This window comes from Amycolatopsis alba DSM 44262 (assembly GCF_000384215.1).
GTDB lineage: Bacteria > Actinomycetota > Actinomycetes > Mycobacteriales > Pseudonocardiaceae > Amycolatopsis > Amycolatopsis alba.
Genome location: NZ_KB913032.1, coordinates 1,091,521 through 1,118,320 on the forward strand (window position 1 = coordinate 1,091,521; position 26,800 = coordinate 1,118,320).

The window sequence follows — 26,800 nt, forward strand, 5'->3', positions numbered from 1 at the left end:
ACAGGTCTCCCATGCGACTCCAGCACCACCCCGACGTCCGCGCCGAACACCCCTCCCTCGCCGTCGGCACGCTCGAAGCCACCGGCATCTCCCCCGGAATGCCCGTCGAGATCGAGAAGTTCGTCGCGCGGGCGACGCGACGGCTCGCGGACGGCCCGGAATCGGAATTCCCCGAGATCCAGGCCTGGCGGCGGGCGTTCGCCAAGATGGGCTTGAAACCCACGCAGTACCGGTGCGCGTCGGAATCGCTGTTGCGCCGTCTACGGAAAGAGGGCGCGCTCCCCCGGATCCACCCGGTGATCGACCTCTGCAACGCCGTCTCGGTCGCCTACGCCATCCCTGTCGCGGTGCTCGACGTCGCCAAGATCAGCGGCTCGCTCGAAGTCCGCCACGCGCGCGGCGACGAGAAATACGTGACCTTCGCGGGCACTGTCGAGCATCCGAACCCCGGCGAGGTGATCTTCGCCGACGAAGACGGGCAAGCCCACGCGCGGCGATGGACGAACCGGCAGAGCGGGCACTCCGCCGTCTCCGCCACGACGTCCGACGTGCTGATCGTTTGCGAAGGGCTGCACGCGACAGCGGCCGACGACGTCCGGCTGGTGATCGAGGCCGTCGAGCGCGAGCTCAGAGGCTGAACGCGAGGGACTGCAGGAGAACGACCGCCAGGAACACGAGGGTGAAGGCGAGGTCGAACGCCACCCCGCCGGCCCGCACCGGACGGACCACGCGGCGGACCGGCGCCAGCACGGGCTCGGTCAGCCGGTGGGCGATCCCGCGCGCCCGGAAAGCCCAGGAGGGCAGGCGGGTGGCGAGGGTGACGGCCCAGTCCAGCACCATCCGGGCGACGAGCACGACCAGGAACAGGGTGAGCAGGACGCCCACAAGATCGCCAAGAGCACTCATGACGGCACACTCCCTCTTTGGGCCAGTGTGCCGCGTCTTGCTGGGAGCAAGCTGTGACGAAAGAAAGGGCTACCAGGGCGGTTGGCCACCCCCAGTACGAAGGCCAACCGCCGCGGAGCCCCTACACACGGTTCGGCGCGCTGCCCCGTCGCGCCGACCCGCAGCTGATGTCTTCAGCTTTCCAAGGCCCTGCATCGGAATTACATCGGCTCGCCACCGTCGGGTATCCGCGCAGCTCAGGGACGGCCGGGCGTAGAATCAGACCGGTTTCGAAGCAGGCACCAGCGTGCCCGTTAGGCCGAATGCCGTAGGCGTACCCCCGCGCTGATCTGGCTGGAGGCCGCGACGGTGGGCTAGGGTGCCGGTCAGCTGCCGAACGGACTGGAGGTAGTGCGTGAGCACGCTCACGGTCTCGGACGACATAGTCGCATATGACCGCTGATCGGTTACCCGATTCGGCGGGATCTGCCCGAACCGCCGCTCAGCCCTCCCAACTCAGCTTCTCCGTCCTCGGCCCGCTCGAAGCCGAGGTCGACGGTGTCCCCGTCCGTTTGGGCGGACGTCGTGAACAGCGTCTCCTCGCCGCCCTGCTGATCAACGCGGGCAGGCTGGTCCCGGCGTCGTACCTGATCGGCACGATGTGGCCGGAGAACCCGCCGAAGACCGCGGTCCGCCAGGTCAGCAACGCGATCGCGCGGCTGCGGCACGACCTCGGCGTGGCACGGTCCGCCGTGGTCACCACCGGCTCCGCGTACCGCGTCGTCACCAGCAGCGCCTCGGTCGACTCGGTCCGTTTCGAGGCGGACTACAACCAGGGCGCCGAGTTCCTGGCGGCCGGGCTGATCTCCCAGGCGGCCGCGAAGCTCGCGGAAGCACTCGCGCTCTGGCGCGGACCGGCCTTCGACGGCCTCGAAGGCGACGCCATCGAGCAGACGGCGCGAAGGCTCGACGAAGAACGCCTCGCCGCCAGCGAGCTCCTGATCGGCGCCCGGCTCCGGCTCGGCGAGACCGAAGCGGCCGCCCGCGAAGCCTTCGACCTGGCCGCCTGGCATCCCACCCGCGAGACCCTGCAGGTCCTCACCATGCTGGCGCTCTACCGGGCGGGCCGCGGCGCCGACGCGCTCCGGGCCTTCGACCGGACCAGGATCGCGCTCGCCGACGAGCTCGGTGTCGACCCGAGTGCCGAGCTGAGCGCGCTCCACCAGCAGATCCTGCGCACCGACACCGAACTGATGGAGGACGGTGCCCTCGTCCGGTACGGCGTCGGCGGGCTCCGGGCCGGAATGGACACCGGCGGACGGCGCGAGGACGCCGACGCGCAGAAGGCGCTCTTCCCCCGCCCCGCGCAGCTTCCCGCGGACCTCCCCGCGTTCGGTGGCCGCGCCGCCGAACTGCGGACCGTCCTCGAAATCGGCCAAGACGACTCGTCGACGGGGCCGCGGCTGATCGCGATCGACGGGATGCCAGGGGTCGGCAAGACAGCACTGGCCGTCCACTCCGCGCACCGGCTCGCCCCGCTGTTCCCCGACGGGCAGCTCTTCGTGAACCTCGAAGGGTTCTCGCCGGCGGGCGACCCGGTCGATCCGGGGTCCGCGCTCGAGGCGCTGTTGCGGTCGCTCGGCATCCAGGGTTCGGACATCCCCGCCGGTACCGACCAGCGTGCCGCTTTGTTCCGCAGTTGCCTCGCCGGCAAACGCGTGCTCGTGGTGCTGGACAACGCCATCGGGGCGGCTCAGGTGAACCCGCTGCTGCCCGGTTCGGCGAGCTGCTGCGTGCTGATCACCAGCCGGACCCGGCTCGTGGACCTCGACGGCGCCGAACTGCTCTCCCTGGAACCGTTCAGCCGGGCGGACGCGGTGGACCTGCTCGGCCGGATCGTCGGCCCCTCCCGGCTGAAGCGGGAATCCCCCGACGCGGCCGACCAGGTTGCGAGCCTGTGCGGCGACCTCCCGCTCGCGCTGGCGGTCACGGCGAGCCGGTTGCGGGCGCGGGCGTCGTGGACGCTCGACTTCGTCGCCAGGCAGTTGCGCGACGAGCGGAACCGGTTCGGCGAACTCACCGCGGGGGAACGCGACGTCGCAGGCGCTTTCCGACTGTCCTATCTGAACTTGACCGAGGCCGAGCGCCGGGTGTTCCGCCGGTTGAGCCACCATCCCGGCGCCGCGTTCGACCTCCACTCGACGGCGGCCTTGGCCGAAGTGGATCTCGGCGAGGCCCGCCGCCTCGCCGAACGTCTCGTCGACGTGAATCTCCTGCGGCAGCCGTCGATGGACCGGTACGAGATGCACGACCTCCTCCGCAGCTACGGCCGCGAACTTCTGCTCGCGGAGGAGCCGGAACACCTGCGCGAGGCGATGATGCGGCGGCTGTTCGACTACTACCGCAGCACCGTCGCGGCCGCGATGGAGTTCATCGATCCGGACTCCGAAGACGAACCGGGCGGCCTCGAAGTGCCGAAGAGCGAGTTCGGGCAGTCGTTCGCCGACTACGACCAGGCCGCGCACTGGATGGACGCTCAATGGCAGAACGTCCTGCCGGTGGCCGTCGCGATGAACAACCATCAGCGGTACTCGGACCTCGTGCTCTTCTGTTCGGCGGTCTGGCGCTACTTCGACAACCGCGGCTACTACCGCCAGGCCAGGGAACTGGAGACCCTCGCCCTGTCCGCCGCGCGGGTCACCGGGAACGTGGTCCTCGAGTACCAGGCCCTGCACATGTACGCGCTGACCCTGTGGCGGCTCAACGAGTTCACCGAGGCGAACCGGCTGTTCAACGAAGTGTTCGAACTGGCCTCGACCACCGGCGACGTCCGGATGCAGTGCCGGGCCAGGGGCAATTCGGGCGTCACCCACTGGCTCAAGGGCGAGTCCGACCAGGCGATCGAGCACCTCGGGTGGGTCCGCGAGACCGCCCACGCCCACGGCAGCGTGCTGATCGAGGCCCGCGCCAGGCATCGGATCGGGCTGATCCACACCGAGAACAGCCGATATTCCGAAGCCGCCGAGGAACTCGACCAAGCGCTGAGACTGGCCCACGAGAACGAATCACCCGATCTCGAGGCGGAATGCTTTCTTGCTCTCGGTATCAATTCGCGTGCCCTCGGCGATGGCGCACTCGCGGTCGCCCAGTTCACCACCGCGGTGGAAGTGCTCGAATCGACCGGTAATCGCAGCATGCTGCCCATCGCCCACAAGGAGATGGCGGCCGCGTTCGACATTCTCGGTGAGCAGCTGAATGCGGAACGTCATCGCCGGTTCGCATTGCGCTTATACACCGATCTCGGCATTTTGGAATCCCCCGAGGCCCGTGAACTCAAACAGCATCTGAACGATTACTCGGCGTAATTCGTCGTTCCTCTACGGTACTCTGTTGGTGTAGGTATATTCGCTTGACCGGAGTAACCGCTCACGGAGAGGATCGGCGACATGCACGATGATGACGACGACGAGTTCTTGTACGAGCTTGAAGCTGAGTACAAGGCACAGAGCACCTGGGGCGGGTTCGAGCCGCCGCCGAACGGCGGGCCTCCTTTCCGTCCGCGACGCTGAATAACCTGAAGTATTCGGAAAGTATTACTGGGGACTGGGGCGCAAGACTTTCGATGCTGGTAAGGGTTTCCACTTGCGGAACGCTCTATTGGTCCGAGGGCGACGTCATCTGGGACGATCACCTCGGACATCGCCAGCTCAAACTCGCCGAAGGAACAGAACGCGTCCTGCGATGGTTCAGTTCTTGGCGCGAACCGGAATCGGTCCGTGAAGCGGACGAGAACCCCGAGACAGGGGAAAGACTCGTCCGTATCGCGCGAGCGATGATCCGGTACGACGTGCTGGTGATCAAAGGTTCTTCCCGGCAACAACGGGAAGAAGAGATCCTTCGGGATTGGGGTCCTTGGGGAACGTCCGCGCGGGCGTTTCACTTCGGCACCCGATCCTTGCGTGAGACCGAGTTCACGGCCAGCGAAACAACGGCGAACTCCCTGCTGGAGAAGGCGAAGGCCAGCCCTCCGCCTTCTCCGGTGAGGCCTTCGGGCGAGTACGACGCGATAGCGCTGCCCGAACCGTCACCGGAACCGCTGAACGCGATCGGGCTCGGCGACGCGCTGAACAAGCGCCGAAGCACCCGCGAGTTCGGCGAAGAACCCATGCTGCTGCGTGACTTGAGCGCACTTCTCACCGCTGCCCGGCCGACGAGGCCGGAAACGCACTCCGACATCCCCGCCACCGGGAACGTCTTCAAGACGAGCCCGTCAGGTGGGGCGAGGCATCCGACGGACGTGTACGTCTACGCGAGGAACGTCGAGGGCCTGGATCGCGGGATCTACCGCTACGACGGGTTCCGGCACGGCCTCACGCCGCTGGACGGCAAAATCGACGACGACGAACTGATCGCGCTCGCCGGCGACCAGCGTTGGACCGGGAACGCCGGCGCGCTGCTGATCTACACCAGCGTCATCGAGCGGAACCAGTGGAAGTACCCGGTGAGCCGGACGTATCGCGTGCTGCTGATGGACGTCGGGCACCTCAGCCAGACCGTCTACCTGCTGGCGACGGCACTCGGGCTGAACGTCACCTTCACCGCGGCGCTTCGCGACGAACTGGTCGAGGACCTCCTCGGCTGCGATCCGGCGAACGAACTGGTGCTCGGGATGTCGGTGCTCGGCACTCGCCTGTGATGACTTTCGGCCGGGTTGCCTTTGGTGGGTCCGACGGGGCTGTCGTGGCTTGTCGCCGTTTTCCGGCAACGGCTGCCTGGGCGGTCTTGGGGGCAGATCGGGGCGTGGCCGTTTTCCGGCGACGGGGTCAGAACGGTGGTGGCTCGTCTGTCGGGCGGGGTTCGTGCAGCGGCGGCGGTGAGCTGTCGTAGGTCTGCCCTGTCGGGGTGGTGATGGTGAGAGTGCCATCAGGGGCGAGCGTGTAGGTCCAGCCGGGTTCGTCCTTGAGCCGATGGTCGCGGCGGCACAGATCAACCAGATCGGTGACGCTCGTATGGCCACCGAATTGCCACGGCACGGAATGATCGAGATCGCAGGCCTGGGCAACCCGGTGGCAGCCGGGTCTTCGGCACTCACGGTCCCGCACCCGCACGAACTCACCCACGCCCGCCGTCGGCCGATACCGCTCCCGCCCCAGATCCAGCACCTGCCCCGACAACGGGTCCGTGATGATCCGCCGCAACACCGTGTCCGCACCTGAGGCGATCTCCCGCGCCAGCGGAGCCGGGAGGGGACCGTGCCCGGCCAGATCCGCGGGATCCTCATTGAGACCGAGATAGGTGTTCAAGTCCATATACAGGAACACCTCCGACCGTTCCGTCTTCCCGCCCTTCCCACCGAGCAGGAGATCGAGAGCAACATCGGCACGGAGCTGGTCGAGGCTGCGGGTCTCACCATCCGCCCGGAGCGCCCGCGCTTCCCTGTCGATCCGGGTGTAGGCCGCGGCCACCTTCTCCACCGGACCGTCCTCCACCTCCAGCGACGCCACCCCCGCCCCACCATGACGCACCGTCAACCGACGACCATCGCGAAAATGCTTGGCACGCCGGGCAGCACCCTCCCGATCCGCCGTGTTCGCCGCGCGGCTCGCGGCTTTGCGGATCTGCTCGGTGTTCTTCCCCGCCAACCGATCCTCCAGCAACGCGTCCACGGCGAGCGCGTTCTCCTTCGACAACCATGCGGTCGCGGCAGCGACCTTCGCCGCCCCCGCTCCACTCAACAATCCGCGGTCCATCAAACCGAGGGTGCAGGGCAAGCGGGTGGTCAACGCCCGTGCCGTGGAGACCAGCGCGCCCGCATGACCGTCCACAACGGACAATGCCAACGCCACCTCCTGCACCACGCTCGACGCACCATCACGATGACACGACAGCCGCGCGATCGCACGGAACCGCACCGCCTCCAACCGCGCGATATCCGCCGACGCGGCCTGCGCCACAGCGACACACTCCTCGGCGTTCAGAGTGTCAGGGTCCTTGTATGAAGCCAAAAAGGCTCTATCGGTGTCCACGACAAGAACCGTACAACCACCCACCGACAATTCCCGGTCGCTCAACTCACCCCTGACGCCAAGAACTGCGGCACCGCGATCCGGCCGCCGTTCCCAACCTGCTCCGACAGCCAAATCTCCCCCTCCTCAAAGGAAACCGCCCCCATCCGCACAGCCACCTCCGCCAACCCCCGCGCGAACGATTCGCCGCCGAGGAACCCGACGATCACCTCCACCGAGAACTCACGAAACCCTTTCCCCGCAAGCAGTCGCTGGAAACCGCGCGCGATCCGGGGCGCGGCGATCACCGAGGCGCGGGCGCGCACGATCTCCCGTGTCAGCGCCGGATAAGAGGAATCGATCATCAGCCCCTCCCAGTCGGGCCCGGACAACACGATCCTCCCGCCAGGGATCAGCACCCGCCGCGCTTCCGCGAGAGCGAGCTCCGGTTCCGCCAGCTCGTGGAACACTTTGTCCGCCCGGTATCCCGCGAACCCGCCGTCCACCGGCAGCGCGTAAGCGTCCCCGGCCCGGAAGTCCGCCTCAGGCGAACGTCGCCGGGCCTCGTCGACCATCTCGGACGAGAGGTCGACACCGACCGCGCGGAATCCCAGCGACGACAGTTCGGACACGGCCAGCCCGGCGCCGCAGCCGACGTCGATCACCGCGGCACCGGGTTCGAGCCGGAGCAGTTCGTAGGTCCGGGCCCGCAGTTCGGCGGCGCCCGGCAGGGCATCGGCGGCGTCGAGCCGCTGCAACATGGACATACCGGTGATCGTCCGACTTAATGACGACATGAAGTCAAGCACCTTGAGCGTCGGCGAGGTCGCGGAGCGCTTCGGCCTGGCCACGCACGTCCTGCGCCATTGGGAATCCGTCGGCCTCCTCAAGCCGGCGCGGTCAGGCGACCGGAGGCGGTACGACGACGCTGATCTGTACCGCGTCTCGGTCATCCTGCGCGCGAAGGAGGCAGGTCTCAGCCTCGACGGCATCCGCGAGATGTTTCAGAAGCCCGGAGAACGAGAGGCGGTTCTCAGGCGCCACAAGGAAGAACTCACGCGGCGTATCGCGGCCGCGCAGGCCTCGCTCGCGATCGTCGACTGCGCTCTCGGGTGCGAGCACGACGACTTCACCCAGTGCGCGCACTTCCGCGCGGCGGTGGCGCGGGCCGGTTGAGCCCGGCCCGCGCCACCGTCCTGCTCAGCCGAGCAACGCGCGCATCTCGGCGATCTCGGCCTGCTGGCCGTCGATCACCTTCTGCGCCAAGGCTTTCACCTCGGCGTTGCGGCCCTGCTGCAGCGCGGTCCTCGCCATCGCGAGCGCGCCCTCGTGGTGCTTGACCATCATTTCGAGCCACTGCCTGTCGAACGCGGCATCCTTGGCTTGACCGAGTTTCGCGAGCTCGTCCTCGGTCATCATGCCGGACATCGAGCCGTGCGCGGAGTGCTCACCCGACGGCGCCACTCCCCAGCCCTTCAGCAATCCGGTCAGCTGCCGGATCTCCGGATCCTGTGCCTGCCGGATCCGCGCCGCGAGATCGACGACCTTCGCGTTGCGGGTGCGGCCGTCGACGAGTTTCGCCATCGCGAGCGCCTGTTCGTGGTGCGGGATCATCCCTTGTGCGAACGTGACGTCGGCCTGGTCGTGCCCGCCGGAAGCGGTGTCGGAGCTCGCGCAGCCGGTGAGCACGGCGAAGGAGGCCAGGGCGGCGAGCGCCACCCTGACCAGTTTCCTGCTGGTCATGAATCTTCCTCAAGTCGGTTTCGGGCAGGGCGAGACGTGCTCGCCTGTCACACCCGCAACACGCAGAGGAAGGACAATCGCTCCGGAACCGGTCTCCAGCGCGGCGGATCACGGCCCGACGCCGAACCGCCGCCCTGCCACGCCGTCCACGTCCCCACTGCCCGTCCAATTCGGACCAGCAGCCAGGTGACGATCAGCAGCACGGCCGCGGCGAGCACCGCGAGACACAGATGCAGTCCACTGTGTCCGCCGTCGTCGTGCGAAGGAGTGTCCGCACAGCACGGATCCGCCATCGCGACAGCGGCGGTCTCGTGCCCCGCGCCGTGGCCGGATCCGGCGATGACGTGATGCATGCCGACCAGCCCCAGCGCCACCACGCACAACAACAGCCACCGCAGGGCGGCCGGGTACGAGGACTGGGTCACCCCTTCACCGTAGCCGGATTCAGCGCGCCGCCGGTCGATGGGGCTTCGCCGTCGAATGCAGTGCGGGGATGTCGCGATCGATGTGGTCGGCGTGGAACAACGCCTGCGCGAGCAGGCCGCGGACGTGGTCGTTGGCCGCCGAGTAGTAGACGAAAGTCCCTTCGCGACGGCCCTTGACCAGTCCCGCGAGCCGCAGTTTCGCGAGGTGCTGACTGACCGCCGTCGGCGCCGCGCCCGCCAGTTCCGCGAGGCAGGCGACCGAGGACTCGCCCTGCAGGAGCGCCCAGAGGACCTTGATCCGGGTCGGATCCGCGAGCAGCCGGAACGTCTCCGCGGCCAGGTGGACCTGTTCCTCGGTGGGCATCTCGAAATCCGGAACCGACTCGTGCATGCCGGGAGGATACCCGCTACCCTTCTATCTGCGTATCTGCATGACTGCGCAGATAACATGAGAGTGAGGCGGGAAATGACCGGGCACGGACACAGTCATGGCCACCAGCCGAGGAAGAGCCGCCTCCGCCACCTTCTGACGCCGCACAGCCACGACAGCGCCGACCGCGTCGACACCGCGCTGGAGACCAGCAAACGCGGCGTCCGGACGCTGATCTGGTCGTTCGCCGCACTGTTCGTCACCGCCGTCGCCCAGCTCGCGCTCGTGCTGGTCACCGGTTCGGTGGCCTTGCTCGGCGACACGATCCACAACTTCGCGGACGCGCTGACCGCGGTCCCGCTCGGCATCGCTTTCCTGCTCGGCCGTCGCGCCGCCACCCGCCGCTACACCTACGGGCTCGGGCGCGCCGAGGACCTCGCCGGAGTGCTCGTCGTGCTGCTCATCGCCGCCTCGGCCTTCCTCGCCGGGTACGAGTCGGTCGAGCGGCTCCTCGATCCGCGTCCGGTCCGGCATCTGTGGGTGGTCGCGGCGGCGGGTGTCATCGGCTTCGCTGGCAACGAACTCGTGGCCAGGTACCGGATCACCGTCGGCCGCGAGATCGGGTCCGCCGCGCTGGTGGCGGACGGGTTGCACGCGCGCACGGACGGCTTCACGTCGCTCGCCGTCGTGCTCGGCGCTGGCGGCGTCGCGCTCGGCTTCCCCCTCGCCGACCCGATCATCGGCCTCGCCATCACGGTCGCGATCCTGTTCGTCCTGCGCGACGCCGCCAAGGAGGTCTTCCGCCGCCTGATGGACGCCGTCGACCCGGCCGACGTCGATCGCGCCGAACGCGCGGCCGCCGAGGTCCCCGGCGTGCTCGGCACACGCGACCTGCGGATGCGCTGGATCGGCCACAGCCTGCGCGCGGAACTCGCCGTGTCGGTCGAGTCCGGGCTGACCGTCACCGAGGCGCATCACCTCGCCCATCGTGTCGAGCGGCGGCTGCGCGAGGTCCTGCCGCGGCTCGCGGAAGCGGTCGTGCACACCGAACCGGCGCACGCTCATGAGATCGTCACCGGATGACGCTGTCCGACAACGACGTCCGCGCAGTCCGCGCCCGCGCGCAACTGCTCGGCGCCCCGGCCGCGGACGTGCTCTCCGTGGCTCGGTCCATCGCCGCGATCCAGGCTCAGTCGAGTCCCGCCGCCAGGCTCGCGATCCGGGCCCGCAGCCGGGGACTGACCGCGCCAGACGTCGACGCGTCCCGCGCGGTGACACGCACCTGGCTGATGCGCAAGACGCTCCACCTGGTGCCGACGGCGGATCTCCGCTGGCTGAACCGGCTGTTCGGGCCGCGCAATGCCCAGGCGGGGCAGGGACGCCGCAGGCAGCTCGACCTCACCGACGAACTCTGCGAGCGCGCGCTGAACCACCTCCAGGGCCTCTTGCCGGGCAAGGCGCTCACCCGGCACGAGATCGTCGACGGCTTGGCCGCCGAAGGCATCGCGCTCGACGCGAAGTCCCAGGCGCCGGCCCATCTTTTGGCGTACGCGGCCAACCGCGGCCTGCTCTGCCGAGGCCAGGACGACGGAACGGAGCCGACGTACGTCCTCCTCGACGAGTGGGTCACCGAAGACCACACGCCGGACGAACCGCAGACCGAGCTCGCCCGTCGCTACCTGACCGCGTACGGCATCGCGACGACCGAAGACTTCGGAGCCTGGTCCGGGTTCCCGCTCGGACTGTGCCGCAAGGCTTTCGACGCGTTGGACCTCGTGCAGACCGAAGGCGGCTTCGCGCTCTCGGAGACCGATCTGGCCGCTCCCCCGTGTCCGCCGCGGCTACTCGGCGCCTTCGACACCTATCTGCTGGGCTACCGCGACCGCGATCTGCTCCTGGATCCGGCCGAGGTGAAACGCGTCAACTCCGGCGGCGGGATGATCGCGCCCACCGTGCTGGTCGACGGCAGGATCGCCGGAACGTGGCACACGAAGCGAACCGCGAAGCAGACGAAGGTCGTCGTCGAGCCCTTCGCCGCGCTTTCGCGGTCCGCCATCACCGGGCTGAAGTCCGAAGTGGACGATTACGGCCGCTTCCTCGGGGAAGCGGCCGTCCTCGTCATTTGAGGGACCGGAAGAACTCCCGCACGTCCGCGACGAGGATCTCGGGCTCTTCCATCGCCGCGAAGTGACCACCGCGATCGACGTCGGTCCACCGCACGATCGTGTGCGCTTCCTCCGAGTACCGCCGGATCCCGACGTCGTGCGCGAAGATCAGCGCCGCTGTCGGCACTCCGGAGTTCTTCTCCACCGCTCCCCAGGTTGCCGCCTGCGCGTAGCCGACGTACGCGGACGAAGCCGCCGTACCGGTGAGCCAGGTGAACATGACGTTGGTCAGCAACCGGTCCCTGCCGATGATCTCCTCGGGCAGTGTCGGGCGCGGATGCGTCCACTCGCGGAACTTGTCCATGATCCAGGCCAGCTGCGCGACCGGGGAGTCCACGAGCCCGTAACCGAGGGTCTGCGGCCGCGTCGACTGGATCGCGATGTACCCGAACTCCTCCCGCATGAAAGCGCCGATCCGCTGGATCCGATCGCGTTCGAGGTCGGTGAGCGACGCGAGTTCCTCCTCCGGCAGCGACATCGGGGGCATCGGCGTCAGGCCGCCGTTGACGTGCACGCCGATCACCTTGTCCGGCGCGGACCGGGCCACCTCCGGCGACACGGAAGCGCCGAGGTCGCCGCCCTGGACGCCGTAGCGCTCGTAGCCGAGCCGTCGCATCAGTTCCGCCCAGGCGCGGCCGATCCTCGGCATGGTCCAGCCGGATTCCGAGACGGGACCCGAGAAACCGAAGCCGGGCAGCGACGGGATCACGAGGTGGAACGCGTCCGCGGAATCGCCACCGTGCGCCTTCGGGTCGGTGAGCGGACCGATGACGTCCAGGAACTCCACCACCGAACCCGGCCAGCCGTGCGTGAGGATCAGCGGCGTCGCGTCGGCTTCGGGCGAGCGGACGTGCAGGAAATGGATGTTCTGCCCGTCGATCTCGGTGGTGAACTGCGGGAAACGGTTGATCTCGCGTTCGGCCGCACGCCAGTCGTAGCCGTCGCGCCAGTATTCGGCGAGTCCGCGCAGCCATCCCACCGGCACTCCGGTGTCCCAGCCGTCTCCGGGAAGCGGAGCCGGCCAGCGCGCGCTGTCGAGCTTCGCGTGCAAGTCGTCCAGCTGCTCCTGGGGGACGTCGAGGCGGAAGGGGCGGATCTCGGTGTTTTCCATGACGCCCACGTTACGAGGCATTGCGGACAGTTTCGGTCCTCAATCGGAAGGGGTTCCCGCGTACGAGAAGATGCGCTGGTGACGGACAAGTACTTGGCCTACGGCAGGCTCATCCGCGACGGGAAGATCCTGTTCATCCGGCGACGGCCGGGGTCCTTCCTCGGCGGCCACTGGGAACTGCCGGGCGGGACCGTCGAACCGGGTGAAGAGCCCGCCGAGACCGTGGTCCGCGAGTTCGCCGAGGAGACCGGGCTGACCGTCCGCGTCACCGGCGAACGCGGCAATCGCAGCTGGGACGACGTCGAGGGCAGGCCGATGCGGATCCACGCCACGGTGTACGCGCTCACCGAGAAGGAACCAGGCGAAGTCGTGCTCGATCCCGAGGAACACGACGCCTTCACCTGGTACACGAAGGAAGAGGCCGCGGGACTCGCGCTGGCCGATCACTTCCGCGAAGCACTCTGATTCCGGGACGTCGCGGTGACCTGGTCCGCTCCGCCCAGCGAACCGCGGGCGCGGTGAGCGCGCCCGCCAGCAGGAACAGCCCGCCCAGCACGACCCAGCCCGCCGCTCCGCCCACCAGGATCAGACCGGTCAGCAGTACCGGGCCGAGCATGCGGGCGACGGCCGTCCCGGCACCGAACAGTCCTTGGTACTGGCCCTGTTTGCCCTCGGGAGCGAGCCCGAAACCGATCTCCCACGAGCCCGCCGCCTGCGCCATCTCCCCCACCACCTGCAACGCGGCCCCCGCGAGCAGGACCAGCGCCGCCGTCCACGCGGAACTGCTCATGGCGGAGAACGAAAAGATCAGGCACGAGAAGAAGAGCAGCAAGCCCGCGTACCGGGCGTAGCGCGAGGCGCTGCGCAGACCGGTCACGCCGCGCGCCACCCGCACCTGGAAGACCACCACGCTCGCCGTGTTGAGCACCAGCATCGCCGAAACCAGCCAGCCGGGAGCCGCGGTCCTCGTCGAGATCCACAGCGGCAGGACCAGGCTGAACAGCGGCATGTACAGCAACATGATCATGTTGAGCAGCGCCAGCAGCGCGTACGGGCGGTCGCGGAGCACGGCCACGGACGGCTCGCCGGTCCTCACCGGCACCGGCGCCACCGAGGGCACCTTGCGGAGGACGACAACCGCGGCGACGAAGGTCAGCGCGTCGATGACGAAGACGGTCAGGAAGGCTTCTCGCGTCCCGAGTGCCAGTGCGATCCCGCCGAGTGCCGCGCCGATCGCGATCCCCGCGTTGGACATCGCCTGCAACCGGGCCCGGAACGTCGTGCGCCCGGCGGGATCGACCAGACCGGCGAGCAACGCCTGCCTCGCCGCGCCGAGACCGCATTGGAAGCAGGCGTAGACGCAGGCCGCGATCACGAACGCGAAGACCGAGCCGACGAAGAGGAACGCCGTGACCGACGCGGCCGTGCCGAGCCCCAGGAGGAGGGCCGTTCCCTTCGGCCCGCGACGGTCCGCCAGATGCCCCAGCGCGACTCCGGCCACCGAGCCGACCGCCCAGCCCACGGTGAGACCGAGGCCGACCTGCGCCGGCGAAAGCCCGACGATCAGCGTGAAGTACAGAGCCGAGCTGACGTAGTAGGCGCCGTCGCCGACGGAGCTGATCAGCTGGGCCAAGGCCAGTCTCTTCGTGGACTCCATGGACTCAAGTTAGGCTCCGGATTGGCCACATCCCAGCGCCAATATCCGGCATTCTGATTGGGCCAATATAGGATCGGGGCGTGCCGTTCCACATCAGCCTCGACGGTCACACCGACCTGGCCGCGCGGATCTACCGCCAGCTCCGCGAAGGCATCCTCGACGGGCGCCTGCGCTCCGGCGAGCGCTTGCCGCCGACCAGGGAGCTGGCCCGCGAGCTCGCCGTCTCGCGCAACACCGTCGCGGTCGCCTACGAACGGCTCACCGCGGAGGGCTTCCTCGAAAGCCACGTCGGACGCGGGACGTTCGTCAGCGCCGATCCCGTGGCGAGGTCCGAGCGGGCCGCGCCATCGGGCATCGGGGTGCGGCCGATCGCCCGCTGGCGTTCGCTTCCGGTCCCGCTCGGCGGCGACCGGTCCGCCCCCGGATTCGACTTCCGGGTCGGCGTCCCGGACCCGGCCCTGTTCCCGCTGCGGACCTGGCGACGGCTGGTCAGCCAGGCACTGCGGCCCTCGTTGCTGCCGCCGTCGGGTTACGCCGACCCGGCCGGGCTCGAGGCGCTGCGGGTGGCGATCGCCCGGCACATCGGGGCTGCCCGGTCGGTGCGGGCCGGCGGCGAGGACGTCCTGGTCACCCAGGGGGCGCAACAGGCTCTCGACCTGATCGGCCGGGTCCTGATCGAACCCGGCACGCGCGTCGCCGTCGAGAACCCCGGCTATCCCCCGGCCGAGCGCCTGTTCACCGCACTCGGCGCCCGGATCGTGAAGGTGCCGGTGGACGCCGAAGGCCTTGACGTCACCGCACTCGTCAAGGGCACCCGCCTGATCTACACGACGCCGTCGCACCAGTTCCCGCTCGGCACGCCGATGTCACTCGCCAGGAGGACGGCGCTGCTGGCGTGGGCGGAGCGGAACGACGCGGTGATCGTCGAGGACGACTACGACAGCGAGTTCCGGTTCTCGGACCGGCCGCTCGAACCGCTCCAAAGCCTGGACCGCGACGGCAGGGTGCTCTACGTCGGGTCATTCTCGAAAACCCTGCTTCCGTTGCTGCGGCTGGGTTTCCTTGTCGCACCCGCATCGCTTCGCCCGGCGTTGCGGCAAGCGAAGCAGCTGATGGACTGGCACGGTGACCTCGTCACCCAGGCGGCGTTGGCGAGCTTCATCGACGAGGGGCTGCTCGCCCGCCACGTCCGCAAGGCCACCCGTGAGTACTCGGTGCGGCGGGACCGGATCGTGGCCTTCGTGCGCGACGAACTGCGGGACGTGCTGGAAGTCGTCCCCTCGAGTGCCGGTCTTCATCTGTGCGCGCTGATGGATCCACATGCGACGGTCTCTGTGGACAGTGTGGTCCCTGCGGCGGCGCGGGTCGGTGTGGCCGTCGAAAGCCTTTCCACGTATGGGGGAACACGCGACGGGCTGGTGCTCGGGTACGGGCTGATCGGTTCCGACCGGATCGGCGAAGGGCTCTCACGGCTCGGGGAGTGCTTTTCGGCCGCCGCGAGGTCATGAGAGGTCAGTTCAGGACACTTTTCGTCTTGAACGGCCCACTCATGACGCCCGATCTCCACGGGCCCCCGAAAATTGTCGTACCCCGGTGGTCTCCTCTTCCCAGGCGACAGCGGGCCCGGACGGGGCCCGCGCGCGGAAGCGAGGAGATGAGTCCCATGGCCGGAGAAACGGTGCTCACGGTGGTCGGCAACCTGACGACAGACCCGGAACTGAGGTTCACCCCGTCGGGAGCGGCGGTCGCGAACTTCACCGTCGCGTCGACGCCACGCGTGCTGGACCGCGCGAGCGGGGAATGGCGCGACGGCGAACCGTTGTTCCTGCGCTGCTCATTGTGGAAGCAGGCCGCGGAGAACCTGACCGAATCACTCACCAGGGGGACCAGGGTGATCGTGCAGGGCAGGCTGAAACAACGATCGTTCGAGACCAAGGAAGGCGAGAAAAGGACGGTGGTGGAACTCGACGTCGACGAGATCGGCCCGTCGCTGCGCTACGCCACGGCGAAGGTGAACAAGGCGGGCCGGAGTTCGGGTGGCGCCCCGTCCGACGGCGCGTGGGAACGAACGCCGGTGACGGCGGGAAGCCCAGAGCCGCCTTTCTGACCCGGCCGTTTCCCTCCGGGGAGGGAGCGCTCTCCCCCTCCCGAGCCATGCGGGCGCGGGACTCCGGCTCCGATGCTGGAGATCGTGAACACGACCACGATCGTCACCGAACTCGGGCTGGACCCGGCCGACGAGCGGCATACGGAGTTCTCCGCCGCCCTCCGCACCGGGCTGTCCCTTGTCGAGGAAAGACTTCAGGAGGTGTTGCGCAGCCCCGGATATCCGGATCTCACCGAAGCCGCCACCCACCTCGTCCGCGCGGGCGGGAAACGGCTCCGGCCGTTGATGGCGCTGGCCGCGGCGGCGTTCGGCGACGGACGGGACGACGCGATTTCGGCAGCCGTGCTCGTCGAGCTCGTCCACGTCGCGACGCTCTACCACGACGACGTCATGGACGAGGCGCCGATGCGGCATGGAGTGACGAGCGCGAACTCCTTGTGGGGCAACAAGAAGGCCGTCTTGATCGGAGACTACGTGCTCGCCTGCGCGGCGCGGGTCGGCGCCGGGCTCGGTGACTACGCGTTGCGCTCGCAGGCGAAGACGTTCGGCAGGCTCGTCCGTGGGCAGTTCCTGGAAACGACAGGGCCGTTCGAAGACTGCGGACGGCACGCGCCCTACGAGCACCACATCCAGGTGATGGCCGACAAGTCCGCGTCGCTGATCGCGATGGCGGGGCGGCTCGGCGCGCAGGTGTCGGGGGCGGATGAGCGGACCATCGAAACGTTGGGCCAGTACGGCGAGCTGATCGGTGTCGCGTTCCAGATCTCCGACGACGTCCTGGACATCTCCGCGTCCACGGCCGATCTCGGCAAGTCCGCGGGCACGGACCTCCGCGAAGGGATCGTCACCCTGCCGATGCTCCACGCGCTCGACGACGACGGACCCGATGCCGCTCGCTTGCGCGAGATCATCGGCCACGGACCGGTCTCCGATCCGGCGCTCCGTCGTGAGGCGCTCGGGCTCCTGCGTGACTCCGCCGGTGTCGTCCGCGCCCTCGCCGAAGCCCACGGATACGCGGCCAAGGCCCGCGACCTCGCGCTCAGCCTTCCCGACCGTCCGGCCAGGGCGCTGCTCATCGGTCTTTCGGCGTTCGTGGTCGACCGCGGCGAATAGGCCCACAGGGCGTCTGACCGGGGCTAAGGTGGCGGAATGGCCACCGAAACCCTGGAAAACGTCGAAGGCCGCGACATCGGGTCCGGAGTCTCGATCATCCGAGAGCGGACCGACGTCGACGGTTCCGGACCGAAGCTGCACCGGCATCCGTACCGCGAGACGTTCGTCATCATCCGCGGCCGGGCCAGGTTCACCGTCGGGGACGCCGAACACGAAGGCGGGGCGGGCGACGTCCTGGTCGTGCCCGCGGACACCGCGCACAAGTTCGCCGTGATCGGCCCGGAGATCTACGAGGCCGTCCACATCCACGAGAGCGACCGTTTCATCACCGAGTGGCTCGAATGAATTCTGTCGGGCGCAAGAAAACCCTTCCCAGGGCTAGAATCCGACGACGTGCCCGTGGTCGGCGGGCACCCGAGGCGACGGGAACCGGGAACTGTGACCGACGTGGCGGGCCGAAGCGGTGACGAAACCCGCCAGGTGGACAGATTCGATCAGCGACGTGCGCAGCTGGCGATGTCGGCGCTGGTCACGTTGTCCGATCTGGGCTATGCCCGCACGAGCCTGCGGGAGATCGCGCAGAACTCCGAGTTCTCCCACGGAGTACTGCACTACTACTTCCGGAACAAGGCCGAGCTGATCACCTACTGTGTGAAGCAGTACAAGACCGAATGCGTCACCCGGTACGACCGGATAGTCGAGACCGCGGAAACGGCCGAAGAACTGAAGCTGGCCTTCGGCGCCGCGACGGCGGCCACGCTGCGCGAGAACGCCCGGCTGCATCGGCTCTGGTACGACCTGCGCAACCAGAGCCTGTTCGAGAAGATGTTCCAGGCCGACGTGCTCGCCATCGACGAAACCCTCGAACTGATGATCTGGCGGGTCGTCGCGCGGTACGCGGAACTGCTGGGCAAGCCGCTGGATCTCGCGCCGTCGACGACGTACGCGCTGTTCGACGGCCTGTTCCAGCAAGGCCTGCTGAAACACCTCGCCGGCCGGGAAGACGCGGCAAGGTGCCTTCAGGAGTCGGTCGGGCAGGTTCTGGCGCGGCTGTTCACCACTTGACGGTCGGGTACCAGATGACGCCGGTCCGGCCGAGAACGCGCAGATCCCAGTACAGCAGCGTGAACGTGCCGGCGACCAGCAGCGCGGCACCGGTCACCACGGCGATCCTGGCGGGTTTCGCGAGCATCCACCGCTGCAGCCGTCCGCCCGTGCCGTGGGTGAGCACCAGGAACAACAGCGCCATCACCAGGATATTGCCGACAGACTGGAGAGCGAACGCGGCAGCGCCGTAGAAGACGTTGTGGCTTTCGGCCGCGCTGCGGAACATCATGCGGAACAGCGGGAAAGGCCTGCCGATCAGGAACCCGCCGATGAGCGCGCCCATCAGGACGAGCGGCGCGGGCGGGAAGCGGCGGGTCAGACCGGCGATCGGGTTGCGCACGATACCGACGGAAGCCAGGCCCAGCACGAGGAACACGATCCCGATCACGCCGTAGACGATCATCGACTGGATGTTCCGCGGCGTGAGCCCGCTCGGCGAGGAAGCGGTCGAGAACTGCGGCATCCGCGTGCCGACGAGCGCGACGATGACGCCGTACACCACGGAAACCGTCAGCGTTCCCGCCGCGATCCAGCCCAGTGGCTTCAAGGTGTCGGCGAACCTCGGCCGCCCGGAGGCCTTCCCGCCGACGAGCGGGGCGACGGCACCGAAGGCGGCGATGTTGCACGCGGTGAACGTCCCGGCGAGCCCCGAAACGAACGCGAAGAGCGTCCCGGCGAGCACACCGCCGATCGGGGTCTCCTTGGCGTTGTGCCCCAGGAGGGTGTTGGCGACGCTGTCACCGATCACACTGTCCACAAAGGGGGCGGACCAGATCACCGTCAGCGCGAAACCGGCGAGGACGGACCAGAGCACGACCCGCCACCGGTGTTCCGGATACGGTCCGGAACCCAGAAAATTCGCTTGCGGGGTAACGGGAACACGATCGGTGACGGACATTCGTTCCTCCAGCGGCCGATGGTTCCCCCTGGTGCTCATCGTTGTTCCGCCGTCGGGAGGGCGCCACCTCCAAAGTGCCGATCTGTCCCTGGTCCGTCCGGCTCCGGGTAATCCGGATTCACCGGTCCGGCGGGTGTCTCCGAAGAAGCCGATACGCTGGACGGACCGGAACGGATCCTTGCCGCCTGGCCTTTGCCGACAACGTCCGTCAAGTGCCGTAGTGGCGCCGTCATGACATGGGAGTCCCCATCGACGGCCTTGATCCGAACGGAGCCGTGAAGCCATGAGTGGCCCCATCCCCAGCGCCGACGCGGTCCGGACGGCGTTGACCCGCCTGCGGACACGGACCGGGCTGAGCGCGACCAGGCTGCGTTCGACCGAGGTCGGCGTGCGCGCGCTCCTCGAGCTTCCCCTCGTCAAACAGGCCACGTCCGACGACGGACTGGAGCCGGAGGCGGCGGACGCGGTCATCCGGCGGCTCGCCGGTCAGCTTCCGCTGTCCGAACTCGCGATCGTCGACGCGGCGCTTTCACTCGGCCTGCTCGCGGAACGGCTGCCCGGCTGCCAGGAGATCGCCTCGCTCTACGCCGCCGACGTCGGCGACCGCCGAGAGCGCCTGGTGGACCTGTGGGAACGGATCCACGAATGGCTCGGAGCGGCACCTCCGGACACTTCGCTGACGGTCCGCGGCCTGCGTACGACACAGGAGGCCGGCGCGATCGAGAAGCTCGCCGAACTGTGCGTCCGCGAATCGTGGCCGGAGCCGGTCCCGGCGGGGCCGGGCAGGTCCCGAGACGGCGGCGACGGCACGACACTCACGGTGATCGGTTCCGCCGTACTGGACCAGATCTACGTCGCCGACCACCTCCCCGAGTCCGGAGCGTCGGCGGAACTGGAAACGTACGAGACGCATCCGGGCGGGAAAGGCCTCATCCACGCCGTGGCGAGTGCCCGGATGGGGATGCGGGTGCGTCTCGTGACCGCGATCGGCGACGACCCGCCGGGGCGGGAGCTGACCGGCTACATGGATCGCGAAGGGCTGGGCACGGATCTGGTCAAGGTCACGCCGGACGCGATGTCACCGGTCGCGGCGGTGCTCATGACCCCGTCCGGCCGGGGAAGGTACCTCTCGTGGATGAACCACAAGCTGGTCCGGCTGGTCCCCACGGATTTCCACACCGCGAGACTGCGGAGTGCGCTCGAATCGTCGGACGCGGTCGTGATCACCTTCGAACAACCACTCGACACGACACGGGCCGCGTTGCGCACGGTGAGCGAATTGGCGAACGAACCCCTCGTCGTCGTCAGGCCGTCACCACCGGTCAAGGATCCGAAAGCGCTGTACGGGCACTTCAAGGACATCGACTTCTTGATCGGCACCCGCTGGGAGCTGCAGAAGCTCATCCCCGGTTCCCCTGGCGAGCTGAGCACCGAAGAGCTGGCGGCGGGCCTGCGGGACCTGGGAGTCCGCGGGGTCTGCGTGACGGAGGAATTCGGCTGCATCGTCCGTTCGGAACGCGTCGACCTCGACATCGCGCGGTTTCCCGCCCGGCTGCGGGACACCCCTGGCGCTCGCGAAGCGTTCAGCGCGGCCCTGATTCACCGCATCCTGGCGAAGAAAGGGACGTTCGACCACGCCGACCTCGAATGGGCCACCGCCGCCATGAGCGCGTCGCAGTCGTTCGGGGGCGTCGCCGATTCGATGCCGGACGTCCACCGGGTCGAGCGGGTCGTCAAGGCGAGGGTGGAACGTGACCGGACCACCCCGAAAAGGTGAAAGCTCCAGGGTCTCGTGGGATCATCATCGGACGTGACAGCCAACTGACCCTGCGGAGGACGATGGACTTCGACGAGGTCGCGGACGAGCTTTACGCCGGCGATCCGGCCGAGTTCGTGCCGGTGCGCAACCAGCGGGCGAAAGAGGCCAAGGCGGCGGGTGAAGCGGCGTTGGCCGAACGGATCCGCGCGCTCCGGAAACCCACGATCGCGGCCACGATCCTCAATCGCCGGGCAGGCTCCCCGGAGCTGGCCGAACTGGCCAGGCTGGGTGACGATCTGCGCAGGGCGCATTCGGCGCTGGCAGGCGCGGAACTGCGCGAACTCACCCGGCGGCGCCAGGAACTGGTGAACCGGATCCTGCGGGACGAGCACTCCATGAGCGAGCCGGTCACCCGTGAAGTCGAAGCGACCCTCGAAGCCGTCGTGGCGGATCCCGAGGTGGCGGCGCTGGCCCTGGCGGGTCGCCTGAGCAGTGGCGCCGGCCGCGCGGGCGACCAGTGGCTGACCACCGGGTTCATCCCGCAGCCGAAGCGGGAAAAGCCCGCCACCGTGTCGCATTTGGACGATCGGCGCAAGGCGAAGCGGGAGGCCGCCGACAAGGCCGAGCAGGAGCGGATCGCCAAGGCCCGCGAAGAGGCCGAACACGAGCAGAAGCGGATGGCGGAGTTCAACCGGCTCCGGCGCGAGGCGGCGGACCTCGCGAAGGCCCTCAAGCAGGCCGAGATCGAGCTCGCCCGCGCCGAACGCCGGACCGAAAAGGCCACGGAGAAGGCGAACGACCTCCGGCGACGACTGGCCGACGCCGAACTCGAGGAAGAGACGGCCAACGGTGAGACCGCCGCCGCGCAGGCCGTCTTGGACGATCTGCGCGCCGAAGCGGAGCGGATCGACACGGCCCTCGGAGAGTTCTAGGCGGTCACCCTGCGCCCGTAGGCCGTCTTCCCACCCGGCTTGTACACCGACAGCACGGTCATGGTCAGGTACATCGTCGAGGACACGATGATCGGGTAGAACCCGTCCACGCGGCGGCCCGACGGCACCAGCACACCGTCCATAGTGGACTCGGCCGCGGCCGCCAGCTCACGGAGTCCCGGCAGCAGGGAGAACAGCGTCAGCCCGGTGGCGATCAGGGTCAGCACCAGTTTGATCGCGACCCATTTGTACCGGATCAGCCCCCATTTCGTGCCGAGACTGAGCACGACGCCGCTGATCAGGGCGGTCAGGCTCACCGGCACCAGGAGGTAGCCGCCGATCTGGTCCATCATCAGGATGGCCGCGTGCTGGCGCCGGGCGTCTTCGGTGAACACGGAAGTGAAGGTCAGGACCGCGTTCACCAGGGTGATCCCGAGCCAGCCGAGCGACGAAACGACATGGACGACGAGGACGAGTTTCCGCCACCGCGGGGTGAGCGTCCTCGGCGGTCGCCGCACTGTGGAAGTACTCATACGCCCAGTGTTTCGGCGGCGGGGGTTCCCGTCGTCCGTCGGGAAGCGGCACCTCGGCTACGTATCGCGGAGTACGAGCCCCCGGACGTACGCGGCCTGCCCGGCGTGCTGGAGGTCGTCGGAAAGCACGCTGACCAGGCGGACCCCGAGGGTGACGGGCGGATCCCACGCGTCGTCGACGATCCGGTCGAGGTCGGCTTCGACGAGGCCCGCGACCCAGGCCGCCGTCGCTTCGTGCACCGCGTCGAAGTACCCGGTCAGCAGGTCCGCGGAGTCGACCCGGACCGCGTCGACGTCCTCGGGTCGGTGCCCGTATCCGATGTCGGCCGCCGGGAACGGCAGTGCGAACCGGTCCAGCCAGCCCCGCGACGTCCAGAGCTGCTCGGTGCCCATGAGGTCGGCGACGTGATCGTCCTGCACCCTGGCCAGATGCCAGACCAGCCAGGCGATCGTGTTCGCCCCCGGCGCCGGGCTCGCCACCAGCTGCCCGGCGTCGAGGCCCTCGACGGCTTCGTGCACGACCTCCTGGACGCGGCCGAACCCGTCGGCCAGCACCTCGGCCAGTTTCATCGATTCCCCTTCCGGCGTCTTCCGCCCACGATGCCACCGCGAGGTGACCCCTGCCTTGCACTCTTGACTTATATAAGCCCAGGCCGTGATAGTTGCCGGATGCACGCGTTCGACGTCCTGGGGGATCCGGTGCGCCGCCGGATCCTGGAACTGCTGACGGGCGGGGAACAGAGTTCCGGCGACGTGACCGCGGTGGTGCGCGCCGAATTCGGGATCTCGCAGCCCGCGGTCTCCCAGCATCTGCGCGTCCTGCGGGAGAACGGCTTCACCACGGTCCGCGCCGAGGGCGCGCGACGGCTGTACTCGGTGGATCCGGGCCCGCTCAAGGAGATCGACGGCTGGCTGGAGCAGTACCGGCGGTTCTGGGCCGGGCCGCTCGACGCGCTCGCCACCGAAATCGCGCGCGGCCGCCGCGAACGGCGAAAGGCCGCCGAAGACTAGACTCTCCCCCATGCGCAAGCAGTGGGGGCGCGCGGCGGTGATCGCGGTGGCGAGCGTCGTCATCGTGCTGAGCCTCGTTTTCGCGGTCACGATGCGGAGCGGTGAAGCCGAAGTCACGCAGTCGCTGTCTGCCGTGCAGCCAACATGGACGACGCCGAAAACTCCGTTCTACTCGACCCCCGCGCCCACGACGCGGCCGACGTTGAGCGTCGACAGCGGCTGCCGCGTCGGGCAGGGCCCTGCCACGCTCGAACCGGTCCCCGCGGCCACCACCCGGCGGATGAACGCCGCCTGGGACCGCGTCGAACGCTGGCTCAAGGCCAAGGCACCGACGACGGCGGCGACCCTCCGCCCGCCCGCGACGATCGAACGGATCACCGAGGCTCAACGACAGAGCGGCGTCGCCTTCCCCGCCGAACTCGTCGCGTCCCTTCTCCGGCACGACGGCGTCTCGGACGCCGTCGGCAACTTCGCACTTCCGCCGTTCGATCACCCCGCTTCCGCGGAAACCGTGGAGCGCGAGGCGAAGGTCATGTGCGAAGTGCTGACTTCGAGCGGCCTGGACGACAACGTCGGCTACTGGTGGCACGGGCGGTTCGTGCCCATCGCCATCGACGGCGGAGGCGACGGCCTGTTCCTCGACCAGCGCACCGGCACCGGGCGGCTCGGCGCATGGAACCACGAAGGGTCGGTGACCTTCGACCACCTGCCCGCCACCCTGACCGAGCTGCTGGAGCAGACCGCGACAGCGCTCGAAACCGGCGGGCCGGCGGCCGGCGGCTACCGGCCGGTCGTCAGCGGAAACCGGGCGCTGGACTGGGATTTCCCGCGCTGAGGTGCGCGGGCGCGTCGACTGTCGGACCCCGCCCCTAGAATCGTCCGGGTGGCAGCCCCCGACATCGGTACCTCGGAAGCCCTCGAAACGCTGAACCGCGTCTTCGGTTACGACAACTTCCGCGGCGACCAGCAAGCGATCGTCGAACACGTCATCTCAGGCGGTGACGCGCTCGTTCTCATGCCCACCGGCGGCGGGAAGTCGCTCTGCTATCAGATCCCGGCGCTGGTGCGGCCGGGGGTCGGCGTGGTGATCTCACCGCTGATCGCGTTGATGCAGGACCAGGTCGACGCGCTGCGCAACGTCGGTGTGCGCGCGGGCTTCCTCAACTCCACCCAGGACTACGCCGAGCGGAACAGGGTCGAGGCCGCGTTCCTCGCCGGCGAGCTGGACCTGCTGTACCTGGCACCGGAGCGGCTGTCGGTCGAGTCCACCGTGCGGCTGCTCGATCGTGGCAAGATCTCGCTGTTCGCGATCGACGAGGCGCACTGCGTCTCCCAGTGGGGCCACGACTTCCGGCCCGACTACCTGATGCTGTCCGCGGTGCACGAACGCTGGCCGGACGTACCGAGGATCGCGCTCACCGCGACAGCCACCAAGACGACGCACGCCGAGATCGCGTCCCGGCTCAACCTCGAGGACGCGCGGCACTTCGTCGCGAGCTTCGACCGGCCGAACATCCAGTACCGGATCGTCGGCAAGAACTCGCCGCAGCGCCAGCTGCTGGAACTGCTGCGCACCGAGCACAAGGGCGACGCGGGGATCGTCTACTGCCTTTCGCGGAATTCGGTGGAGAAGACCGCGGACTTCCTGGTGGAGAACGGGATTCCGGCGGTGCCCTATCACGCCGGGCTGGACGCGCGCACCCGCGCGAAGCACCAGTCCCGGTTCCTGCGCGAGGACGGGCTGATCGTCGTCGCGACGATCGCTTTCGGCATGGGCATCGACAAACCGGACGTGCGGTTCGTCGCGCATCTGGACCTGCCGAAGTCCGTCGAGGGCTACTACCAGGAGACCGGCCGGGCGGGCCGCGACGGGCTGCCGTCGACGGCGTGGCTGGCGTACGGCCTTCAGGACGTCGTTCAGCAGCGCAAGATGATCGACATGTCGGAGGGATCCGACATGCACAAGCGGCAGCTGAGCGCCCATCTCAACGCGATGCTGGCGCTGTGCGAGACGGTCGAATGCCGCCGGGTGCAGGTGCTGACCTATTTCGGGCAGAAAAGCGAGCCGTGCGGCAACTGCGACACGTGCCTGGCACCGCCGGAGACCTGGGACGGCACGGTTCCGGCGCAGAAGATTCTGTCCACCATCGTCCGGCTGCAGAACGAGCGGCGGCAGAAGTTCGGCGCCGGTCAGATCGTCGACATCCTGCTCGGCAAGACGACGCCGAAGGTGACCCAGCACGGGCACGATTCGCTGAAGGTGTTCGGGATCGGCACGGAGCTGAAGGAGCCCGAGTGGCGGGGCGTGGTCCGGCAGCTGCTGGCGCAGGGGCTCGCCGCGGTCGAGGGAGACTACGGATCCCTGGTGCTCACCGAAGGCAGCTCGGAGGTGCTCAGCGGGCAGCGGAAGGTCCAGCTGCGGCGTGAGCCGGAGCGGGCGGCCAAGGCCGCGGCCCGGTCCAGCGCCAAGAAGGCCGCGGTCGCCGACATGCCCGCGGAGGCGGCACCGGTGTTCGAGCTGCTGCGTGCGTGGCGAGCCGCGGCGGCGAAGGAGCAGGGAGTGCCCGCGTACGTGATCTTCCACGACGCGACCCTGCGCCAGATCGCCACCAAACGGCCCGCCACGCTGCAGGAGCTGGGGACGGTCAGCGGCGTCGGCGAGAACAAGCTCGCGAAGTACGGCGAGCAGATCCTCGAGACGCTCGCCGACGCTTAGTCGTTCATGACTCAGTGCTCGTAAGGCCGGCGGGGCGGCCGTCCGGTCATCCCGTCGACCTTGCGGACCGCGCCGTCGATCTGGCTGTGGTACTTGCCCTTGGTCTTGTGGTCGACGAAGGTCGCGGCCTTGTTCACGACCTTGGAGACCTTCTCGGGGTTCTTGCGCACGTAGGCGCGCACGGCCCCGGCGGTGCCGGCCAGGGCGGTCAACTTCCGCAGTAGAGCCACGGTGGGTCCCTTTCCTCGGGGTCGTCTGGTCGA

At 68.6% G+C, this 26,800-nt stretch carries 29 protein-coding genes; 17 read left to right on the forward strand and 12 right to left on the reverse strand.

Annotated elements, in window-relative coordinates:
* Positions 1-11: 11 nt before the first annotated feature.
* A complete protein-coding gene (locus AMYAL_RS0104960; RefSeq protein ID WP_020630207.1) occupies positions 12-638 on the forward strand; it encodes a B3/B4 domain-containing protein in 627 nt (208 codons plus the stop codon).
* Here the strand turns inward: AMYAL_RS0104960 and AMYAL_RS0104965 are convergent.
* Positions 628-906, reverse strand: a complete 279-nt coding sequence (locus AMYAL_RS0104965) for a YggT family protein (RefSeq protein WP_026466757.1) — start codon at positions 904-906, stop codon at positions 628-630. The genes AMYAL_RS0104960 and AMYAL_RS0104965 overlap by 11 nt on opposite strands.
* A 431-nt stretch (positions 907-1,337) precedes the next feature.
* Between AMYAL_RS0104965 and AMYAL_RS0104970 the strand changes: the two genes are divergently transcribed.
* Complete coding sequence (locus tag AMYAL_RS0104970) at positions 1,338-4,250, forward strand: AfsR/SARP family transcriptional regulator (protein ID WP_020630209.1); 2,913 nt, start codon at positions 1,338-1,340, stop codon at positions 4,248-4,250.
* Positions 4,251-4,507: 257 nt separating this feature from the next.
* On the forward strand, positions 4,508-5,581 hold the full coding sequence (locus AMYAL_RS0104980; protein WP_020630211.1) for a SagB/ThcOx family dehydrogenase: 1,074 nt from the start codon (positions 4,508-4,510) through the stop codon (positions 5,579-5,581).
* A 127-nt stretch (positions 5,582-5,708) separates the two neighbouring features.
* Here the strand turns inward: AMYAL_RS0104980 and AMYAL_RS0104985 are convergent, their stop codons facing one another.
* Positions 5,709-6,911 (reverse strand): HNH endonuclease signature motif containing protein, encoded by a 1,203-nt coding sequence (locus AMYAL_RS0104985; RefSeq protein WP_020630212.1) that lies wholly within the window; start codon positions 6,909-6,911, stop codon positions 5,709-5,711.
* 41 nt (positions 6,912-6,952) lie between these two features.
* Positions 6,953-7,657, reverse strand: a complete 705-nt coding sequence (locus AMYAL_RS0104990; RefSeq protein WP_020630213.1) for a methyltransferase domain-containing protein — start codon at positions 7,655-7,657, stop codon at positions 6,953-6,955.
* Between AMYAL_RS0104990 and AMYAL_RS0104995 the strand changes: the two genes are divergently transcribed.
* Positions 7,650-8,066, forward strand: a complete 417-nt coding sequence (locus AMYAL_RS0104995; protein WP_245192800.1) for a helix-turn-helix domain-containing protein — start codon at positions 7,650-7,652, stop codon at positions 8,064-8,066. The genes AMYAL_RS0104990 and AMYAL_RS0104995 overlap by 8 nt on opposite strands.
* Positions 8,067-8,090: 24 nt before the next feature.
* On the opposite strand, the gene AMYAL_RS0105000 is transcribed toward AMYAL_RS0104995, so the two are convergent.
* Genes AMYAL_RS0105000 through AMYAL_RS0105010 form a run of 3 tightly spaced genes read right to left on the reverse strand, consistent with a single transcriptional unit; the run spans position 8,091 to position 9,449 of the window.
* Positions 8,091-8,633, reverse strand: a complete 543-nt coding sequence (locus AMYAL_RS0105000) for a DUF305 domain-containing protein (protein WP_020630215.1) — start codon at positions 8,631-8,633, stop codon at positions 8,091-8,093.
* A 47-nt stretch (positions 8,634-8,680) separates the two neighbouring features.
* A complete protein-coding gene (locus AMYAL_RS0105005) occupies positions 8,681-9,058 on the reverse strand; it encodes a DUF6153 family protein (protein WP_020630216.1) in 378 nt (125 codons plus the stop codon).
* Positions 9,059-9,077: 19 nt separating this feature from the next.
* Complete coding sequence (locus tag AMYAL_RS0105010; protein WP_020630217.1) at positions 9,078-9,449, reverse strand: ArsR/SmtB family transcription factor; 372 nt, start codon at positions 9,447-9,449, stop codon at positions 9,078-9,080.
* Positions 9,450-9,524: 75 nt separating this feature from the next.
* Here AMYAL_RS0105010 and AMYAL_RS0105015 point away from each other — a divergent pair, with 75 nt between their 5' ends.
* Positions 9,525-10,511 (forward strand): cation diffusion facilitator family transporter, encoded by a 987-nt coding sequence (locus tag AMYAL_RS0105015; RefSeq protein ID WP_020630218.1) that lies wholly within the window; start codon positions 9,525-9,527, stop codon positions 10,509-10,511.
* Positions 10,508-11,554 carry a winged helix DNA-binding domain-containing protein gene (locus AMYAL_RS0105020; protein WP_020630219.1) on the forward strand — a complete coding sequence of 349 codons (1,047 nt, stop codon included), beginning with the start codon at positions 10,508-10,510 and terminating at the stop codon, positions 11,552-11,554. Before AMYAL_RS0105015 ends, AMYAL_RS0105020 begins: the two co-directional genes overlap by 4 nt.
* On the opposite strand, the gene AMYAL_RS0105025 is transcribed toward AMYAL_RS0105020, so the two are convergent.
* On the reverse strand, positions 11,547-12,704 hold the full coding sequence (locus AMYAL_RS0105025) for an epoxide hydrolase family protein (protein ID WP_039793811.1): 1,158 nt from the start codon (positions 12,702-12,704) through the stop codon (positions 11,547-11,549). The two genes, AMYAL_RS0105020 and AMYAL_RS0105025, sit on opposite strands and share 8 nt — an antisense overlap.
* 78 nt (positions 12,705-12,782) lie before the next feature.
* On the opposite strand from AMYAL_RS0105025, the gene AMYAL_RS0105030 reads away from it, so the two are divergent.
* On the forward strand, positions 12,783-13,169 hold the full coding sequence (locus tag AMYAL_RS0105030) for an NUDIX hydrolase (RefSeq protein WP_020630221.1): 387 nt from the start codon (positions 12,783-12,785) through the stop codon (positions 13,167-13,169).
* On the opposite strand, the gene AMYAL_RS0105035 is transcribed toward AMYAL_RS0105030, so the two are convergent.
* Positions 13,102-14,361, reverse strand: a complete 1,260-nt coding sequence (locus AMYAL_RS0105035) for an MFS transporter (protein ID WP_020630222.1) — start codon at positions 14,359-14,361, stop codon at positions 13,102-13,104. The genes AMYAL_RS0105030 and AMYAL_RS0105035 overlap by 68 nt on opposite strands.
* A gap of 80 nt (positions 14,362-14,441) precedes the next feature.
* On the opposite strand from AMYAL_RS0105035, the gene pdxR reads away from it, so the two are divergent.
* The 5 genes from pdxR to AMYAL_RS0105060 all read left to right on the forward strand — a co-directional run bounded on the left by pdxR (position 14,442) and on the right by AMYAL_RS0105060 (position 18,646).
* Positions 14,442-15,869, forward strand: a complete 1,428-nt coding sequence (gene pdxR, locus AMYAL_RS0105040) for a MocR-like pyridoxine biosynthesis transcription factor PdxR (RefSeq protein ID WP_020630223.1) — start codon at positions 14,442-14,444, stop codon at positions 15,867-15,869.
* 155 nt (positions 15,870-16,024) lie between these two features.
* Positions 16,025-16,468: a single-stranded DNA-binding protein gene (locus AMYAL_RS0105045; RefSeq protein WP_020630224.1), complete on the forward strand. Its 444-nt coding sequence runs from the start codon at positions 16,025-16,027 to the stop codon at positions 16,466-16,468.
* Positions 16,469-16,540: 72 nt separating this feature from the next.
* The gene (locus AMYAL_RS0105050; RefSeq protein ID WP_020630225.1) at positions 16,541-17,581 is read left to right on the forward strand and encodes a polyprenyl synthetase family protein; all 1,041 of its coding nucleotides are present in this window, start codon (positions 16,541-16,543) and stop codon (positions 17,579-17,581) included.
* A 36-nt stretch (positions 17,582-17,617) separates the two neighbouring features.
* Positions 17,618-17,926, forward strand: a complete 309-nt coding sequence (locus AMYAL_RS0105055; RefSeq protein WP_020630226.1) for a cupin domain-containing protein — start codon at positions 17,618-17,620, stop codon at positions 17,924-17,926.
* Positions 17,927-18,019: 93 nt separating this feature from the next.
* On the forward strand, positions 18,020-18,646 hold the full coding sequence (locus tag AMYAL_RS0105060) for a TetR/AcrR family transcriptional regulator (RefSeq protein ID WP_020630227.1): 627 nt from the start codon (positions 18,020-18,022) through the stop codon (positions 18,644-18,646).
* Here the strand turns inward: AMYAL_RS0105060 and AMYAL_RS0105065 are convergent.
* A complete protein-coding gene (locus AMYAL_RS0105065) occupies positions 18,636-19,586 on the reverse strand; it encodes a hypothetical protein (protein ID WP_020630228.1) in 951 nt (316 codons plus the stop codon). The two genes, AMYAL_RS0105060 and AMYAL_RS0105065, sit on opposite strands and share 11 nt — an antisense overlap.
* 283 nt (positions 19,587-19,869) lie before the next feature.
* Between AMYAL_RS0105065 and AMYAL_RS0105070 the strand changes: the two genes are divergently transcribed.
* Together AMYAL_RS0105070 and AMYAL_RS0105075 are read left to right on the forward strand one after the other, a co-directional pair.
* The gene (locus tag AMYAL_RS0105070) at positions 19,870-21,363 is read left to right on the forward strand and encodes a PfkB family carbohydrate kinase (protein WP_020630229.1); all 1,494 of its coding nucleotides are present in this window, start codon (positions 19,870-19,872) and stop codon (positions 21,361-21,363) included.
* A gap of 62 nt (positions 21,364-21,425) precedes the next feature.
* Entirely contained in the window at positions 21,426-22,277 is an 852-nt protein-coding gene (locus AMYAL_RS0105075) for a hypothetical protein (protein ID WP_020630230.1), read from the forward strand.
* Here AMYAL_RS0105075 and AMYAL_RS0105080 read toward each other — a convergent pair.
* A complete protein-coding gene (locus AMYAL_RS0105080) occupies positions 22,274-22,810 on the reverse strand; it encodes a hypothetical protein (protein WP_039793813.1) in 537 nt (178 codons plus the stop codon). The two genes, AMYAL_RS0105075 and AMYAL_RS0105080, sit on opposite strands and share 4 nt — an antisense overlap.
* A gap of 57 nt (positions 22,811-22,867) precedes the next feature.
* On the reverse strand, positions 22,868-23,380 hold the full coding sequence (locus AMYAL_RS0105085; protein WP_020630232.1) for a mycothiol transferase: 513 nt from the start codon (positions 23,378-23,380) through the stop codon (positions 22,868-22,870).
* A 99-nt stretch (positions 23,381-23,479) separates the two neighbouring features.
* Here AMYAL_RS0105085 and AMYAL_RS0105090 point away from each other — a divergent pair, with 99 nt between their 5' ends.
* From AMYAL_RS0105090 to recQ, 3 genes are read left to right on the forward strand one after another with little or no spacing between them, the layout of a single operon-like run.
* The gene (locus AMYAL_RS0105090) at positions 23,480-23,821 is read left to right on the forward strand and encodes an ArsR/SmtB family transcription factor (RefSeq protein ID WP_020630233.1); all 342 of its coding nucleotides are present in this window, start codon (positions 23,480-23,482) and stop codon (positions 23,819-23,821) included.
* A gap of 10 nt (positions 23,822-23,831) precedes the next feature.
* Complete coding sequence (locus AMYAL_RS0105095) at positions 23,832-24,656, forward strand: SMI1/KNR4 family protein (protein ID WP_020630234.1); 825 nt, start codon at positions 23,832-23,834, stop codon at positions 24,654-24,656.
* A 48-nt stretch (positions 24,657-24,704) separates the two neighbouring features.
* The gene (gene recQ / locus AMYAL_RS0105100; protein WP_020630235.1) at positions 24,705-26,537 is read left to right on the forward strand and encodes a DNA helicase RecQ; all 1,833 of its coding nucleotides are present in this window, start codon (positions 24,705-24,707) and stop codon (positions 26,535-26,537) included.
* Positions 26,538-26,548: 11 nt separating this feature from the next.
* Here recQ and AMYAL_RS0105105 read toward each other — a convergent pair whose 3' ends face one another.
* Positions 26,549-26,767: an antitoxin gene (locus AMYAL_RS0105105; protein WP_020630236.1), complete on the reverse strand. Its 219-nt coding sequence runs from the start codon at positions 26,765-26,767 to the stop codon at positions 26,549-26,551.
* Between the last annotated feature and the right edge of the window lie 33 nt (positions 26,768-26,800).